The sequence below is a fragment of the Kushneria konosiri genome (assembly GCF_002155145.1).
Classification (GTDB): Bacteria; Pseudomonadota; Gammaproteobacteria; order Pseudomonadales; family Halomonadaceae; genus Kushneria; species Kushneria konosiri.
Genome location: NZ_CP021323.1, coordinates 559,828 through 576,096 on the forward strand (window position 1 = coordinate 559,828; position 16,269 = coordinate 576,096).

Annotated in this window: 12 protein-coding genes and 1 pseudogene; 1 reads left to right on the forward strand and 12 read right to left on the reverse strand. The window is 60.0% G+C overall.

Going from position 1 to position 16,269, the window contains the following annotated elements; translation table 11 throughout:
- Positions 1-10: 10 nt before the first annotated feature.
- From ubiD to B9G99_RS02635, 3 genes are all read right to left on the reverse strand, one after another.
- Positions 11-1,480, reverse strand: a complete 1,470-nt coding sequence (ubiD, locus tag B9G99_RS02625) for a 4-hydroxy-3-polyprenylbenzoate decarboxylase (RefSeq protein WP_086620627.1) — start codon at positions 1,478-1,480, stop codon at positions 11-13.
- 99 nt (positions 1,481-1,579) lie between these two features.
- Positions 1,580-2,839, reverse strand: a complete 1,260-nt coding sequence (gene rho / locus B9G99_RS02630; protein ID WP_086620628.1) for a transcription termination factor Rho — start codon at positions 2,837-2,839, stop codon at positions 1,580-1,582.
- A 416-nt stretch (positions 2,840-3,255) separates the two neighbouring features.
- Complete coding sequence (locus B9G99_RS02635; RefSeq protein ID WP_158521428.1) at positions 3,256-3,579, reverse strand: thioredoxin family protein; 324 nt, start codon at positions 3,577-3,579, stop codon at positions 3,256-3,258.
- 166 nt (positions 3,580-3,745) lie between these two features.
- Here B9G99_RS02635 and B9G99_RS02640 point away from each other — a divergent pair, with 166 nt between their 5' ends.
- On the forward strand, positions 3,746-5,257 hold the full coding sequence (locus B9G99_RS02640; protein WP_086620630.1) for a Ppx/GppA phosphatase family protein: 1,512 nt from the start codon (positions 3,746-3,748) through the stop codon (positions 5,255-5,257).
- Here B9G99_RS02640 and tilS read toward each other — a convergent pair.
- The 9 genes and pseudogenes from tilS to B9G99_RS02685 all read right to left on the reverse strand — a co-directional run bounded on the left by tilS (position 5,234) and on the right by B9G99_RS02685 (position 16,261).
- Complete coding sequence (gene tilS / locus B9G99_RS02645; protein ID WP_086620631.1) at positions 5,234-6,553, reverse strand: tRNA lysidine(34) synthetase TilS; 1,320 nt, start codon at positions 6,551-6,553, stop codon at positions 5,234-5,236. The two genes, B9G99_RS02640 and tilS, sit on opposite strands and share 24 nt — an antisense overlap.
- Positions 6,554-6,685: 132 nt before the next feature.
- Positions 6,686-7,638, reverse strand: a pseudogene (accA, locus tag B9G99_RS02650) (acetyl-CoA carboxylase carboxyl transferase subunit alpha).
- Positions 7,639-7,850: 212 nt separating this feature from the next.
- Positions 7,851-11,360: a DNA polymerase III subunit alpha gene (dnaE, locus tag B9G99_RS02655; protein WP_086620632.1), complete on the reverse strand. Its 3,510-nt coding sequence runs from the start codon at positions 11,358-11,360 to the stop codon at positions 7,851-7,853.
- Positions 11,361-11,502: 142 nt separating this feature from the next.
- The gene (rnhB, locus tag B9G99_RS02660; protein WP_227875901.1) at positions 11,503-12,135 is read right to left on the reverse strand and encodes a ribonuclease HII; all 633 of its coding nucleotides are present in this window, start codon (positions 12,133-12,135) and stop codon (positions 11,503-11,505) included.
- 47 nt (positions 12,136-12,182) lie between these two features.
- The gene (lpxB, locus tag B9G99_RS02665) at positions 12,183-13,313 is read right to left on the reverse strand and encodes a lipid-A-disaccharide synthase (RefSeq protein WP_086620634.1); all 1,131 of its coding nucleotides are present in this window, start codon (positions 13,311-13,313) and stop codon (positions 12,183-12,185) included.
- 31 nt (positions 13,314-13,344) lie between these two features.
- Positions 13,345-14,115, reverse strand: a complete 771-nt coding sequence (gene lpxA / locus B9G99_RS02670; RefSeq protein ID WP_086620635.1) for an acyl-ACP--UDP-N-acetylglucosamine O-acyltransferase — start codon at positions 14,113-14,115, stop codon at positions 13,345-13,347.
- Entirely contained in the window at positions 14,112-14,555 is a 444-nt protein-coding gene (fabZ, locus tag B9G99_RS02675; RefSeq protein ID WP_086623243.1) for a 3-hydroxyacyl-ACP dehydratase FabZ, read from the reverse strand. Before fabZ ends, lpxA begins: the two co-directional genes overlap by 4 nt.
- 136 nt (positions 14,556-14,691) lie before the next feature.
- Entirely contained in the window at positions 14,692-15,732 is a 1,041-nt protein-coding gene (gene lpxD / locus B9G99_RS02680; protein ID WP_086620636.1) for a UDP-3-O-(3-hydroxymyristoyl)glucosamine N-acyltransferase, read from the reverse strand.
- A 22-nt stretch (positions 15,733-15,754) separates the two neighbouring features.
- Positions 15,755-16,261 (reverse strand): OmpH/Skp family outer membrane protein, encoded by a 507-nt coding sequence (locus B9G99_RS02685; protein WP_086620637.1) that lies wholly within the window; start codon positions 16,259-16,261, stop codon positions 15,755-15,757.
- Between the last annotated feature and the right edge of the window lie 8 nt (positions 16,262-16,269).

Genomic DNA, 16,269 nt, shown 5'->3' on the forward strand with positions numbered 1-16,269 from the left:
CATGAAGGGCTCAGGTATTGATGCCGTAGGTGTCCCAGCGCTCGTCCACCCGGCTCTTGATCTCATCGCTCATGACAATGGGCGTGCCCCATTCACGCTGGGTTTCGCCCGGCCACTTGGTAGTGGCGTCCAGCCCCATCTTGGAGCCCAGGCCGCTGACCGGTGAGGCAAAGTCGAGATAGTCGATCGGCGTGTTCTCTACCATGACCGTATCACGCGCCGGATCCATGCGCGTGGTGATGGCCCAGATCACATCCTTCCAGTCACGGGTGTTGACGTCATCATCCACCACAATCACGAACTTGGTGTACATGAACTGACGCAAAAAGCTCCAGACGCCCATCATCACCCGCTTGGCATGCCCCTGATACTGCTTTTTCATCGACACCACGGCCAGGCGATACGAGCACCCTTCAGGTGGCAGATAAAAATCCACGATTTCAGGAAACTGGCGACGCAGGATGGGGACAAAGACCTCATTGAGGGCTACCCCCAGTACGGCCGGTTCATCCGGCGGGCGACCGGTGTAGGTAGAATGATAGATGGGATCTCGCCGATGGGTCATGCGCTCGACGGTAAAGACCGGGAAAGTATCCACCTCGTTGTAATAACCGGTGTGATCCCCAAAAGGACCTTCAGGGGCCATGTCGTCAGGATAGATATACCCTTCAAGCACGATCTCGGCACTGGCCGGCACGCTGAGATCAGCGTGATGACACTTGACCAGCTCGGTTCTGGAGCCGCGCAAAAGGCCGGCAAAGGCGTATTCGGACAGCGTATCGGGCACCGGCGTCACGGCACCAAGGATGGTGGCGGGATCAGCGCCCAGCGCTACTGCCACGGGGAATGGCTCACCCGGATGGGTCTGCTGCCAGTCGCGAAAGTCGAGTGCGCCGCCGCGGTGAGACAGCCAGCGCATGATCAGGCGATTTTTCGAAAGCTTCTGCTGACGATAGATCCCCAGATTCTGGCGCTCCTTGTGCGGACCCTTCGTGATGACCAGCGGCCAGGTCACCAGCGGCGCAGCATCGCCCGGCCAGCAGTGCTGGATGGGAATGGCGTCAAGATCCACGTCTTCGCCTTCGAGCACCACTTCCTGACAGGGCGCCTTTTTGACATGCCTTGGCCCCATGCTCATGACCTGCTTGAAGATGGGCACCTTCTGCCACGCATCGCGAAAACCCTTTGGCGGCTCGGGCTCTTTCAAAAAGGCCAGCAGCTCACCCACCTCGCGCAGCGCCTCGACGCTGTCCTGGCCCATCCCGAGCGCCACTCGACGTGGCGTGCCAAACAGATTGGCCAGCACCGGCATACGGCTTCCGCGCACGTTTTCAAACAGCAGGGCCGGCCCTTCATCGCGCAGCACGCGATCACATATCTCGGTCATCTCCAGATGGGGGTCTACTTCAACGGTGACACGCTTGAGCTCCCCCATCCGTTCAAGCCCCTGGATAAACTCCCGCAGATCGCGATACTTCATGCCCGGTCCTGCTCCCGTAATAAAGCAAAGGGGCAGCATAGCATGCTGCCCCTTTCGTGCAGACGACCCTTTGGACGCCCGTATCACCTGAACGGCGCTTTAGCGACGCTTCATGGCCTCGAAAAATTCCAGATTGGTCTTGGTGTCCTTGAGACGATCAATCAGGAACTCGGTGGCCGCCACATCTTCCATGGGATTGAGCAGCTTGCGCAGAATCCACATGCGCTGCATTTCATCCTCGGAGGCGATCAGGTCTTCACGACGCGTACCGGAGCGGCGGATGTTGAGTGCCGGGTAAACACGCTTCTCGGCCAGCTTGCGGTCAAGATGCGCTTCCATGTTACCGGTGCCCTTGAACTCCTCGAAGATGACTTCGTCCATCTTGGAGCCGGTATCCACCAGCGCAGTGGCCAGAATGGTCAGGCTACCGCCCTCTTCGATGTTACGGGCCGCCCCAAAAAAGCGCTTGGGCTTTTCAAGAGCGTGGGCATCGACACCACCGGTCAGCACCTTGCCGGAGCTGGGTACCACGGTGTTGTAGGCACGAGCCAGACGGGTAATGGAATCCAGCAGGATCACCACGTCCTTTTTGTGCTCGACCAGACGCTTGGCCTTTTCGATGACCATTTCGGCCACCTGCACGTGGCGGGCCGGCGGCTCATCAAAGGTGGAGGCCACGACTTCACCGCGCACGGTGCGCGACATTTCGGTCACTTCCTCGGGACGCTCATCGATCAGCAGCACAATCATGTGGCATTCGGGATTGTTGCGGGTGATCGAGTTGGCGATGTTCTGCAGCATCATCGTCTTGCCCGCCTTGGGCGGCGAGACGATCAGGCCGCGCTGTCCCTTGCCGATCGGCGAGGTCAGGTCAATGACGCGAGAAGTGATGTCTTCAGTGGAGCCGTTGCCGATCTCCATGACCAGACGCTCCTGAGGGAACAGCGGCGTCAGGTTTTCAAACAGGATCTTGTGCTTGGCGTTCTCGGGGCGGTCAAAGTTGATCTGGTTGACCTTGAGCAGCGCAAAGTAACGCTCCCCTTCCTTGGGCGGGCGAATCTTGCCGGCGATCGAGTCGCCCTTGCGAAGATTGAAGCGGCGAATCTGGGACGGCGAGACATAGATGTCGTCGGGACCGGCCAGATAGGAAGAGTCGGCGCTGCGCAGGAAACCAAAGCCATCCTGAAGGATTTCGAGTACGCCATCGCCATAGATGTCCTCGCCGCTTTTGGCGTGCTTTTTGAGGATGGCGAAGATGATGTCCTGCTTGCGCGAACGAGCCAGATTGTCGATGCCCATTTCCTGGGCAACTTCCAACAGCTCGGGAACAGTCTTTTGCTTGAGTTCGGTTAGATTCATCGGCTTGATTCGGAAATCGCTTTAGTCAGCATGGCTGTAAGAGATGCGGCCGGGACAGGAAACGGTATCTTGAATACCGCCTGATTTGTCGTCAGAGCCCGCGGGGTCTCGACGCCTGATGGTTATTGAAACCCCGGCAGTGGAGATACACCCGAAAAGCGCCTCGTTCGAAGGAAAGAAGTAACATGACGGTAAAACCCGAGTTCGTCACCGATCGCGTCAGGGTCAGATCGTCTGCTTGAGAAATGGCGTGGCAGACTGGGAGAAAAGCAATATGACCCTGCGGGCTCGTTCGGCGGCTGACGAGCAGCTGAAATCAGGCGAACGCACCGATGTTAGACAACGCTGATCGTCGACGCAAGCCCTTTTATTATCCCGCAGGCTACCGATTCGAGCGCAGCCACCCCGGGGTGTATTTAAAGATGCTCATCAAGAAGCTGGTGTAGCTGTGCATGGGAAAGGGCGCCAACGCGTGTGGCCTCAAGCGTGCCATCGATAAACAGACACATCGTCGGCACGCCTCGAGCGCCCAGACGTACCGCCAGAGCCGGTGACTCATTGATGTCGACACGATAGACCTTCACTTGATCCGCGTAGTGCTGAGCCACTTCTTCAAGGGTCGGCATCAGCGTCCGACACGGCCTGCACCAGTCGGCCTTGAGCACCACCAGTACAGGCTCATGCCTGTGAGCGACCTCCTGCTCGAAGCGATTTTCGTCCAGATCGGTAATGATACTCACACCCTTTCCCATCGACGTTGTGTCCTTGCCTGTCCTGTCAAAGCGACCTGTTGGTTTAAGCAATTGACATGATATCAGCCTGACATCACTCTTTGGCGAACCATTATCTGACCTGGGGCCTGATGCGCAGGGCCTGCCAGGGCAGCAACGCCATGGATACAGGCTCATGACGAATTTTCAGACCCCCTCCTCCGCCCCGCTGCGCCTGGCGGCAGTGGATCTCGGCTCCAACAGTTTTCACCTTCTGATCGTGGAAGCTGACAACGGTCACTTTACAGAGCTTGAAAAGTGCAGCAAGAAGGTACAGCTGGCGGCAGGACTGGACGACCATGGCCAGCTCGACGAAAACGTGATGATTCGGGCGCTGGAATGTCTGGAAGCATTTGGCACGATCATTGATGAGCACCGGGTGGACCGGCTCCGGGTGGTCGGTACCAATGCTCTGCGCACGGCCGCCAACAGCATCGACTTTGTCGTTTGTGCCGAACAGTGTCTGGGCCAGCGCATTGAGACCATTTCAGGACGTGAGGAAGCCCGGTTGATCTACCAGGGCGCCTCGACGGCCTGGCAGAATGACACGGCCCATTGTCTGGTGGCCGATATCGGCGGCGGTTCAACAGAGCTGATCGTGGGCAGCGGCACTCGCCCACTGGCACTTGAAAGCCTTGAAATGGGCTGCGTGGTCTATACGCGACGCTTTTTCGGTAGCGGCGACATTACCGAGGCCACCATGGCAAGCGCCGAGCAGGCCGCCCTGCTGGAGCTTGCCAACATCACCGCACACTATCGACGGCTGGGCTGGCAGCGCGCCATCGGCACCTCCGGCACCATCAAGGCCGCGGCCGCCACCCTCAGAGCGATTCACCCTGGTTTAAAAAAGGGCGAAATTACACGTGAAGGGCTTGTAGAGCTGCGCCGGAAACTGATTGAACTGGGGCACCTTGACCGTGTCAGCATGTCCGGACTCAAAAGCAATCGCGCTCGCGTCTTTCCGGCCGGTATTGCCATCCTGAGCGCCATCTTCAAGGCACTGAACCTGGAACACATGCAGCATACCAACGGTGCACTTCGCGATGGCGTGCTGCTGGACCTGCTCTCTCGCGATACCCGCCATGACGTGCGTCACACTACCCTGGGTGACATGCAGCGCCAGTATCAGGTGGACGTTCAGCACGCCGAATATGTCGCGGCCACCGCCCTGACCCTGTTTGACCAGCTTGAAACGCCTTGGGCGCTGGATGAGGCATCACGTCAACTGCTCGAACAGGCCGCCATGGTTCATGAAATCGGACTGGGGATTGCTCATAACCGCTATCATCAGCACGGCAGCTACCTGCTGGCCAACAGCGATATGCCAGGGTTTTCGCTGCCCGATCAGCTGGCGCTGGCCTGGCTGGTGCAGGCGCATCGGCGACAGCTTCCCGAGCCACCGCCGGAACATCGTGCCGCGCTGCCTTCCAGTACGCTCATGCGTCTGGCCAGGCTATTGCGACTGGCCGTCGTCCTCTGTCGTGCGCGCGACTCTGCCGATCACTGGCCGTCAACACTCGCAGCCGACGATGACAGCCTGACACTGACGTTCCTGCAACCGATACCTGACCTGCTGCGTCAGGATCTGGCACTCGAACAGCAGTGGCAGCAGCGCTCAGGATTGTCACTCATCATCGAGACGCCCTGAGCTCTCCAGACCGAGAGCGTCCTTCAGCGTCCAGCCATCAGCGGCCAGCCTCAAGGGCCCCAGAACGCCGACCGGTATCTCGTCATGCCACACGACCACGACCCGGTCGCGCTGCCATGGCGGGATATCATGCTCCTGCAACAGCTTTTTAAGAGGCCGGCGCTGTGCGTCAATCCTGAGCCTTTCTCCACCGGCTCTTGTCGCCAGCATCAGCGCCGGCTGCGCGCCCGCCAGCGGCTCTAGTCGATCACGAATAGCACCCAGTGGCGTGGTAACGGGTGTAATGCCGTCCCAATCGAGCGACCACGACGCCTCTGGAACAGCCATGCCGTCCTCAGGAAGCAAAAACAGCATCTCCCGCCAGAGCCGTGCCTGGCCACCAGGCCAATCAACGTGCACTAGTCGATCCTGACCGGCACGGGCCAGCTGATCCAGCAGGGTCTCCAATCGGCCGCGCGGCGGCGAGGTCAGCGCCAGATGTCGAAGCGCCATATCGATCACCAGCCGCTGTCTTGGACGGCTCAAAAGACACAGCGGTGCGCGTGGCAAACGGTCGGGCACACCACCCAGTGCCGCCAGATCCATCTCCGCTAGCGCCTTGAGAAGCTCATCCGCCTCCCGAAGATAGTCGGCGCTGCGCGCCATCTGTTCGGCAGCGCCCGGCCAGCGTGCCTTCAAGGGTGTCATGACGTGATGGCGCAGGTAGTTGCGATCCTGAAGGTCCTCTTCATTGGTCGGGTCGTCGCACCAGGGAATGCCCTCTTCGGCCAGCAAGGCATCAATCTCGAAACGTGAGGCGTCAAGCAACGGTCTTTCCAGCCAGCCAGCCCCCAGCGCGCGACGCGCAGGCATGCCGGCCAGGCCGCGCACGCCGCTGCCCCGCATCAGGCGATAGAGCAGCGTTTCGGCCTGATCCTCGCGATGATGTGCCATCCAGAGGGTATCACCCGGTGCGAGCAGCGCCTCGAATACAGCGTAGCGGGCACGACGTGCATCAGCTTCGATCCCTTCCCGCGCAGCAATCCTCACCCGTTCGACGTGGAGGGCCACTCCCAGACCGTCGCAGGCTGCCTGCGCCGACGCGACAAAGGCATCAGCGGCCGGTTGCAGGCCGTGATGGACATGAACGGCGCGCAGGGTAACGCCGGGGTAGCGCTGCACCGTACGGGCCGCCAACCATAGAAGGCAGGTACTGTCACGCCCACCGGACAGCGCGACCCAGAGCGTGAAGGTCGCTGCACGCGTATGCAGCGCTGCCATGGCATGATCGATACGTGCCTCAAGCGATGGCGTCATGGCAGAAGAGGCTCCGTGTTCGACGGGAGTGGACAGGACGCAGTGGGCCGGAATACCCGGAAACGTTTCAACCATCAAAAACGGGAAGGCAGAGCCTTCCCGTGATGTTGTCGCGATCAAGCAACGTGTCGATCAGTCGAGCGCACCGTAGCTCATCAGGCGCTCGTAGCGCCGCTCGAGCAGGGACTGGGTATCCATGGCCTGCAAAACGTCCAGCTGCTGCAGCAGGGAAGTCTTGAGACGGCGCCCCATTTCGGACATGTGGCGATGCGCGCCGCCCAGCGGCTCCTCGATCAGTTCATCCACGAACCCGAGCTCCTTGAGCCGGGTAGCGGTGATGCCCATGGCCTGAGCGGCATCCGAGGCGCGATCGGCGCTTTTCCACAGAATCGAGGCGCACCCTTCCGGCGAGATTACCGAATAGGTGGAAAACTGCAGCATGGCCAGCGAATCACATACGCCGATCGCGAGCGCCCCACCCGAGCCCCCTCACCGATCACGGTCGAGATAATGGGGGTTTTCAGGCGTGACATCACCGCCAGGTTGCGGGCAATGGCTTCACTCTGTCCACGCTCTTCGGCATCGATTCCCGGATAGGCGCCGGGCGTATCAATGAACGTCAGAATGGGCATGTGAAACCGCTCGGCCATTTCCATCAGGCGGCAGGCCTTGCGATAGCCTTCCGGACGGGGCATGCCGAAGTTGCGGCGCACCTTGTCCTTGACCGTGCGGCCCTTCTGATGGCCGATGACCATCACCGGGCGGTCATCAAGGCGAGCGACGCCACCGATCAGGGCAGCATCGTCGGAAAAGCTGCGATCACCGTGCAGTTCATCGAATTCGGTGAAGATTTCGTCAAGATAATCCAGCGTATAGGGACGCTGGGGGTGGCGGGACAGCTGAGACACCTGCCACGAGGTTAGATCACGAAAGATCTGTTCGGTCAGCTTGCGGCTTTTCTCCTCAAGCTTGGCGATCTCGTCACTGATGTTGATCTTGCTATCGTTGCCCACCAGCCGCAGTTCTTCGATCTTGGCCTGCAGTTCGGCAATCGGCTGTTCAAAGTCGAGATAATTCGGATTCATAGGGGTCGTCACAGAGCTCTTTCATCAACGCGAGCAGCGCAGGGCGTGCACGACAGTATCGGCCTGGACCGTCGCAGCACAATAAGGCAGCGCACGGCGTCGGTGAATCGGTGGATCATTATCCCATTGTGGGCGTTGGGTGCAACCATGAGACGACATCCATTGCTCTGCGATGCCATCCCGATAAATCAATCACGTCAAAAATGGCGACGTCAGCGATAGCAGAGCCTGACCTGCGGATGGCCTTCCACGCCCTCCTGAAGCCCGGTAATCAACTCATCACAGGGCGAGACTCGCCACTGCGAGTCAAACTCGAGACAGCCGCCGGCCTGACTATTGCGATACTGAAGACGAATGGGCAGCCCTTCCTGATCCAGGTGCGGGGTCAGCCGGTCCATGAGCGTGCGACTGAAACGTCCATTGATACGCTCGGCATCGATACTGATCTCGAGCGCCTCGCCAAAGCGGGCGCGAGCCTCGACCATCGGCGTGACCTCCTTTGCCCGCAGGCGCAGCCCGCCGGAATAATCGTCCAGACTGACTTCACCTTCGAGAATCACGACCCGGTCGGCCGCCAGATGCTGGCGCACCTGGTCATAGAGCTCACCAAAGAGAGAGGCCTCGATGCGGCTGGTGCGATCATCCAGAGTGACAAAGGCGATGGTATCGCCGCGCTTGGACTTCATGGTGCGCATGGCCACGATCAGCCCCGCCACGCGCTGGGGTTCGCGCGAAGGCTTGAGATCCACGATACGGGTCGAGACAAAGCGCTTGAGCTCGGCCTCGTACTCATCGATCGGGTGCCCGGTCAGATAAAGCCCCAGCGTATCCTTCTCGCCGGCCAGACGATCTCGATCACTCCAGTTGCGCGCACCGCGATGGTCGCTATAGACGTCCAGCGACGCCTCATCGTCACTGACAAACGCCTCACCGAACATGTCGACCATGCCGATGCTGGCGTTGTTCTGGCTCTGGGACGCCGCCCGCAGGGCATCCTCGAGCGCCGAGAACAGCACCGCTCGCGACGGGCCCAGATGATCCAGCGCACCGGAGCGGATCAACGCCTCCAGTGTCCGCTTGTTCATGCGCTTGCCATCAATGCGACGACAGAAATCAAAGAGGTCACGGAACGGACCTTCCGCATCACGTGCCTCGACGATGGCGCCAATCGGGCCTTCACCCACGCCGCGGATGGCCCCCAGCCCATAGACCACCTGCCCCTGCTCGTTGACGCTGAAGCGGTAGCTGCCAATATTGACGTCCGGCGGCGTCACGGTCAGTCCCATGCGCCGGCACTCCTCGATCAGCGGCACCACCTTATCCAGATTATCCATCTCGGTGGAGAGTACTGCCGCCATGAAGGGCGCCGGGTAATGTGCCTTGAGCCAGGCAGTCTGATAGGACACCAGACCATAGGCCGCCGAGTGCGACTTGTTAAAGCCATAGCCGGCAAACTTCTCGACCAGATCAAAGAGGTTGCCTGCCAGATCGGCATCGATACCGTTACTGGCACACCCCTCCATGAAGCCGGCACGCTGCTTGGCCATCTCCTCGGGCTTTTTCTTGCCCATGGCACGACGCAGCATGTCGGCCTGACCCAGGCTGTAACCGGCCAGCACCTGGGCGATCTGCATTACCTGTTCCTGGTAAAGGATAATGCCGTAGGTGGGCTCCAGCACGCTCTTGAGCCATTCGTGCTGATAGTCCGGATGCGGATAGGCAAGCTCTGCCCGACCGTGCTTTCGGTTGATGAAGTCATCCACCATGCCCGACTGCAGCGGTCCGGGGCGGAACAGGGCCACCAGAGCGATCATGTCTTCCAGCGAATCCGGCTGGAGGCGCTTGATCAGCTCCTTCATGCCGCGGGATTCAAGCTGAAACACCGCCGTGGTCTCGGCCTTTTTCAGCATGTCGAAGGTCGGCTTGTCATCGAGCGGGATGGTGGCAATATCCAGCGGCCCCTCACCCGTTCGCGCACGCACCGTGTCGACCATCTCCAGCGCCCAGTCGATGATGGTCAGCGTACGAAGCCCCAGGAAGTCGAACTTGACCAGCCCGGCCTCTTCGATGTCGTTCTTGTCGTATTGCACCATCAACCCGCTGCCGTCCTCATCGCACAGCAGGGGCGAGAAATCGGTCAGGCTGGTAGGTGCGATCACGACGCCGCCGGCGTGCTTGCCGGTGCCGCGAGTAATGCCTTCCAGACGGCGCGCCATGTCCCAGATTTCCTGAGCATCCTCGTCGACGTCCAGAAATTCACGCAGCGCACTTTCCTGCTCGTGCGCCTTGGCAAGCGTCATGCCGACCTCAAACGGAATGAGCTTGGAGAGCTTGTCACCCAGCGAATAGGGCTTGCCCTGGGCACGCGCCACGTCACGCACCACGGCCTTCGCCGCCATGGTGCCGAAGGTGACGATCTGGGACACGGCGTTGCGGCCGTAGCGGTCGGCCACGTAGTCGATGACCCGGTCGCGCTTTTCCATGCAGAAATCGACGTCGAAGTCGGGCATGGAGACACGTTCGGGGTTCAGAAAGCGTTCGAACAGCAGGTCGTATTCAAGCGGGTCAAGATCGGTGATCTCGAGCGCATAGGCCACCAGCGACCCGGCACCGGAGCCACGCCCGGGCCCCACCGGCACGTCGTTCTGCTTCGCCCAGCGAATGAAGTCCATCACGATCAGGAAGTAGCCGGGGAAGCCCATCTGATTGATGATATTGAGCTCGAAATCCAGTCGCTTGCGATATTCGGGTTCGTGCTCTTCGCGGGAGCGTCCCGGATAGATGGGCCGCTCACCCCCAAACAGCAGATCCAGACGTCGGCTCAGGCCGGCATGGGAGAGTTCACAGAAAAACTCCTCCATGGTCTGGCCTTCCGGTACCGGATACTCGGGCAAAAAGATTTCGCCCAGCCGCATATTGACGCTGCAGCGCGACGCAATATGGACGCTGTTTTCCAGCGCCTCGGGGATATCGACGAAAAGCTCGGCCATCTCCTCGGGCGTCTTGAAATACTGCTCCTCGGTGTAGCGCGTTTCGCGACGTGGATCGTCCAGCGCCTTGCCCTCGGCAATTGACACCCGGGTCTCGTGTGCCCAGTAGTCCTCACGGGACAAAAAGCGTACGTCGTTGGTCGCCACGACCGGCGTGCCGGTCTCCATGGCCAGCCCCACCGACAGATGCAGGCATTCCTCGTCGTTTTCACGCGCCGTGCGCTGCAGCTCGAGATAGAACCGATCGGGGAAAAAGCGCTGCCACTCGGTCAAAAGCTCACGGGCCGTCTCGGCATGACCATGAAGCAGATAGCGGCCGATTTCGCCTTCGCGCGCACCGGACAGTGCGATCAGCCCTTCGCTCTGCTCAAAGATCCACTCCTTGTGGAGGTAGGCCCGACCCTGCTGCTGACCATGCTGCCAGGCCCTGGAGATCAGCTCGGTCAGATTGAGATAGCCGGCCTGATTCATGGCCAGCAGGGTCAGGCGGTAGGGATGGGCCGGATCCTGAGCGTTATAAAGCCAGACATCGCTGCCCACGATCGGCTTGAGCCCTGCCCCCTGCGACTGTTTGTAGATCTTGACCAGACCGAACAGGTTGGTTTCGTCGGTGACGGCCAGCGCCGGCTGACCGACCTCGACCGCCTTTTGCGTCAGCGCCTTGAGCCGAATCAGCCCGTCAGTCAGCGAATATTCACTGTGCAGTCGCAAATGTACAAAGGGCGTGGTCATGGGTACAGGCTCGCTATGGTCAACGAATGGCATCAGTCAACGAAGGACATCGGGGAACACCGGAGAGGCCATGACATGGTACCGATGTTCACCTCTGCCGGGCCAGTGGTCCGGCAGGAAGAGAAACGTTCAAGGCCGGGCGTCAGTCCGGCAACAATGCCCTGACAGGGCGGAAGGAGCGCCGGTGCTCGGGCAGCGGACCCAGCCGGGCCAGCGCGTCCAGGTGGGCGCGGGTCGGATACCCCTTGTGAGCGGCAAACCCGTATTCGGGATGGCGAGCATCAAGCGAGAGCATCTGGGCATCCCGGGCTACCTTGGCCACGATCGAGGCAGCGGCAATCGCGGCCACTCGACCATCGCCCTTGACGACTGCCTGCCCTGGCAGACGGTGACCTGGCAGTCGATTGCCATCAACAAGCAGATATTCAGGCGTGATCGACAGGCCATCGATGGCCCGACGCATGGCCAGATGCGTGGCATGATGAATATTGAGCGCATCGATTTCGCCGGAGGTCGCCTCCCCCAGCGACACGGCCAGCGCCCGCTCGCGAATCAAAAGATCGAGCTTCTCGCGACGTTTGGGCGTCATCTTCTTGGAGTCCATCAGCCCCTCAATGGGACGCTGGGGGTCAAGAATGACGGCGCAGGCCACCACGGTACCGATCAGCGGGCCGCGGCCGACCTCATCAACGCCTGCCAGACGCCAGCCCTGATAGGGAATGACCAGCGGCGAATGCTCGGAATTCGGGGTCATGATTTCGGGAATAAAGTTCATGTTTTGCTGCGCTGTTGTCCAAAAGGAACCGGCTCGGAATAACCGGCTCAGTGTGGCGAGGCCATCAGATCCAGAATGACCCGGGCGGCCCGCGCGCTGGCACCGCGCTGAAGTGTTCGGTGCATGTCGACAAATCGCGCGCTCAGCGCATGGGACTCGGATTCATTTTCAAGCATGGGAACCAGCGCCTCGGCAATGGCCTCCCCCGTCGCATCATCCTGAATCAGCTCGGGCACCAGGCTTTCCTGTGCGATCAGATTGGGCAGGGAGATCCAGCGCGTCTTGACCAGCCGACGGGCAATCTGCCAGGTCATGGGCGCCATGCGATAGGCCACCACCATGGGACGATGGCAGAGCATGGCTTCAAGCGCCGAGGTTCCCGAGGTCAAAAGCACCGCATCGGAAGCCGTCATGACCTCCCAAGCCCGGCCATCCACGATGGTAATGCCCTCATCGGCCACACCGTGGGCCATCAGCTCTTCACGCCTTGCCGGTGAAGCGGCGGGAATGACGACCTCAAGCGTCGGCAGGTGCTGTCTTAAAAGCCGAATCGCCTTGAGAAAGACCGGCGTCATGAAGGCAATTTCGCTGCTGCGTGAGCCGGGCAATACGGCAAGCACCCGGGTGCCGTCGCTCAGACCCAGCGCACGTCTGGCCTGGTGGCGATCGTTATCCAGCGGCAGCTCTTCGGCCAGCGGGTGACCGACAAACTGCACCGGCACATCATGGCGCTCGTAGAACTCTGCTTCAAAGGGGAGAAACGTCAGCATCATGTCGACAGCGCGACGTATCTTTTTGACCCGTCCCTGACGCCAGGCCCAGACCGACGGGCTGACATAATGGGCCGTGGTCATGCCACCTGATCTGAGCTGGGCCTCAAGCCCCAGATTGAAATCCGGCGCATCGATGCCGATCATGATGTCGGCAGGCCAGGCCTGCGCCTCGCGCCTGAGGTGACGACGCACGCCCACCAGCCGGGGAAGATGTCTGAGTACTTCGACCAGCCCCATGATGGAGAGCGTTTCAAGCGGATAGAGGCTGTCGAGCCCCTCCTCGATCATTCGCGGGCCGCCAATGCCACGAAAGCTCACGTCACCGTGCTGACGCTTGAGCTCGCGCATCAGGGTCGCCCCCAGGATATCTCCCGAGAGCTCACCGGCTACCAGAAAAACACGCATCGAGGTTCTCTCCGGCCAGCGGCCTGCATCATCAGCGGGTCAGACCACGCGATGAGCTTCTCAGCGAATCGATGAAGACATCAAGCCAGGCACTGCGATTTGCCTGTTGATCCAGCTCTTCAAGAGCCTGCGTCAGGGTGCGCTGGCTGCGAAATACCAGCTTGTAGGCACGACGCAGCTCGTTGACCACATCACTTTCAAAGCCGCGGCGCTTGATGCCCTCGGCGTTGAGCCCGTGCGTGGCCGCGGGATTACCAGTCACCATCACAAATGCTGCGATGTCCTTGGTGATGATGGAGCCGCCACCGCACATGGCATAGGTGCCCACATGGCAGAACTGATGCACGGCGGACAAACCACCGAGAATCACGTTATCGCCGATATGGACATGGCCGCCGAGCGTGGCCTGGTTGGCAAGAATCACGTTATCGCCCAGTACACAGTCGTGAGCCACATGGGCGTAGGCCATGAAAAGCCCGCCACTGCCAATCCGGGTTATGCCCTGGTCCTGAACGGTGCCGCGGTGAACGGTGACGCCTTCGCGAAAGATGTTGTTGTCACCAATCTCGAGACGAGTGGCTTCACCCCGGTACTTCTTGTCCTGACAGTCTTCACCAATGGTCGCGAACTGGTAAACGCGATTGTTGCGCCCCATCGTGGTAGGCCCTCTGACCACCACATGCGGCCCGATGACGCTGCCGGCGCCGATCTCGACATCGGCACCGATGACGCTGAACGGTCCGACCTCGACATCATCCGCCAGACGCGCAGCAGGATCGATGATGGCAGATGGATGAATCAAGAGACTTTCCTCTCGGCACAGATGATGTCGGCCTCACAGACCACCTCACCTTCGACGTGCGCACGGCAGGAAAACTTCCAGATACCGCGACGCGCCTTGAGCATGCGCGCTTCCAGCGTCAGCTGATCGCCCGGAAATACCGGACGCTTGAGGCGAACATTGTCACTGCCGACATAATAATAGATGTAGCCATCGGCGGGACGCTTGTCGACGGTCTTGAAACCGAGGATACCGGCCGCCTGCGCCAGCGCTTCGATGATCAGAACGCCAGGCATGATGGGATGTCCCGGAAAATGCCCCTGAAAGAAGGGCTCGTTGTAGCTGACATTCTTGCAGGCCGTAATGCATTCGCCCAGTTCCAGTGCGTTAACACGGTCTACAAGCAAAAACGGGTAACGATGGGGGAGATATTCCTGGATCTCGTTGATATCCATGACCATGGGCTCAAAACCTCTGACATAACGAAATGCCTGCCGAACCGGCAGGCATGTGACTGGCGGCCGCATGGCCAACCATTATGATATTTGCTGCCACAGCAGCAATGAAAAACCGATGGCAACAGCCACCCGAGAGCGCCTATTCACCCTCGCTGTGACGTTCAAGACGGGTAATTCTTCTGGCCAGTTGATCAAGCTGCTTGAAGCGCACGGCGTTCTTGCGCCAAAGCGCATTGGGCATCGAGCCGGTTCCGGAAGAATAAATACCAGGCTCATCAATGGAGTTGGTGACAAGACTCATGCCGGTCACGTTGACACCATCGCAGAGGGTCAGATGGCCGGCAAGGCCTACCCCACCCCCAAGCTGACAATGGCGACCGACATGAGTGGAACCTGCAATGCCGACACAGCCAGCCAGTGCGCTGTGATCACCAATATGAACGTTGTGCGCGATCTGCACCTGAGAGTCGATCTTGACGTTGTCACCGATGACAGTGTCATCAAGCGCTCCGCGATCAATACTGGTGCAGCTGCCGACTTCTACATCATCGCCGATGATCACGCCGCCAAGCTGTTCGATCTTGTGCCAGCGGCTCCCGTCATGGGCAAAGCCAAATCCGTCGCCACCGATCACAGCACCGCCGTGGAGAATGGCGCGAGCTCCGATGATGACCCCATGATAAAGGGTCACCCCCGGGTGGATCAGACTGTCGTCGCCTACCGTGCAGTATTCTCCTACCACGCTATTGGCACCGACGGTGACCCGGTCTCCCAGAACGACTCCGGCGCCGATAACCGCATGAGCGGCCACGGTGACATCGCGGCCCAACTGCGCGGACTCATCGATCACGGCAGTCGGGTGGATCCCACCCTGGTGACTGGGCAGAATCGGGGCGAAACAGCGAGACAGATGCGCATAGCCCAGATAGGGATTATCAATGGCCAGCGCCGGCACGGGACACTGATCAACCAGATCAGGATGCAGCATGACAGCCGCAGCACGGGTACCGGCCAGATCCTTTAGATAGGCACGATTGGCCAGAAAGGCGATGTCGGTAGTGCCGGCGTCGTGAAGTGTCGACAACCCGTCAACACGCACGGTGCCATCTCCGTGAAGGGTGGCCCCCAGGCGCTGAGCGAGTTCGGCAAGTGTATAATTCTGGCTTGAATATCTTGTCATCTTGGTGGAGCGACGCGCGCCTTCAGTTGAGCGAGTTGAAGGTTTGGGTCACTTCCTGAGTCAGATCCAGCGCATCACCTGCATAAATGACGCTGTTGCGATCCACCAGCACATCCACATTGTGGCGCTTGACGACCTGCTCGATGGCACGATCAAGCTTGGGACGCGCCTGCTTCAGGAAGGCCTGCTCCTGCTGAGCCCGCTTTTGTTCCAGCTGACCACGCTGTTGCTGAAACTGGCCGCCCTTTTGACGCAGTTGTTGCATGACGTTTTGCCGCTCGCTGTCGGACATGACGTCACCGTTGCTTTGCAGACGCTGCTGAAGCTTTTGAACTTCCTCGCCCAGCGCCTTGACCTGCTTTTGTTGACTGCCCAGCTGATTCTTGAGCTGGTTCATCGACTGTTGCGCCGAGCTGGTCTGCAACAGCGCCTGCTGCCAGTCGAGTACCGCCACTTCATTGGCCTGCGCAGTCCCCGCAGCCGTTCCAAGCGCTCCGGTCACCGCCAGAGCCAGCATCCACTTACGCATTACTCAAC

What these genes read in the sequence shown, in the direction of transcription:
- ubiD (WP_086620627.1), bottom strand. Translation starts at nt 1,480, where the DNA reads ATGAAGTATCGCGATCTGCGGGAGTTTATCCAGGGGCTTGAACGGATG.
- rho (WP_086620628.1), bottom strand. Translation starts at nt 2,839, where the DNA reads ATGAATCTAACCGAACTCAAGCAAAAGACTGTTCCCGAGCTGTTGGAA.
- B9G99_RS02640 (WP_086620630.1), top strand. Translation starts at nt 3,746, where the DNA reads ATGACGAATTTTCAGACCCCCTCCTCCGCCCCGCTGCGCCTGGCGGCA.
- tilS (WP_086620631.1), bottom strand. Translation starts at nt 6,553, where the DNA reads ATGACGCCATCGCTTGAGGCACGTATCGATCATGCCATGGCAGCGCTG.
- dnaE (WP_086620632.1), bottom strand. Translation starts at nt 11,360, where the DNA reads ATGACCACGCCCTTTGTACATTTGCGACTGCACAGTGAATATTCGCTG.
- rnhB (WP_227875901.1), bottom strand. Translation starts at nt 12,135, where the DNA reads ATGAACTTTATTCCCGAAATCATGACCCCGAATTCCGAGCATTCGCCG.
- lpxB (WP_086620634.1), bottom strand. Translation starts at nt 13,313, where the DNA reads ATGCGTGTTTTTCTGGTAGCCGGTGAGCTCTCGGGAGATATCCTGGGG.
- fabZ (WP_086623243.1), bottom strand. Translation starts at nt 14,555, where the DNA reads ATGGTCATGGATATCAACGAGATCCAGGAATATCTCCCCCATCGTTAC.
- lpxD (WP_086620636.1), bottom strand. Translation starts at nt 15,732, where the DNA reads ATGACAAGATATTCAAGCCAGAATTATACACTTGCCGAACTCGCTCAG.
- B9G99_RS02685 (WP_086620637.1), bottom strand. Translation starts at nt 16,261, where the DNA reads ATGCGTAAGTGGATGCTGGCTCTGGCGGTGACCGGAGCGCTTGGAACG.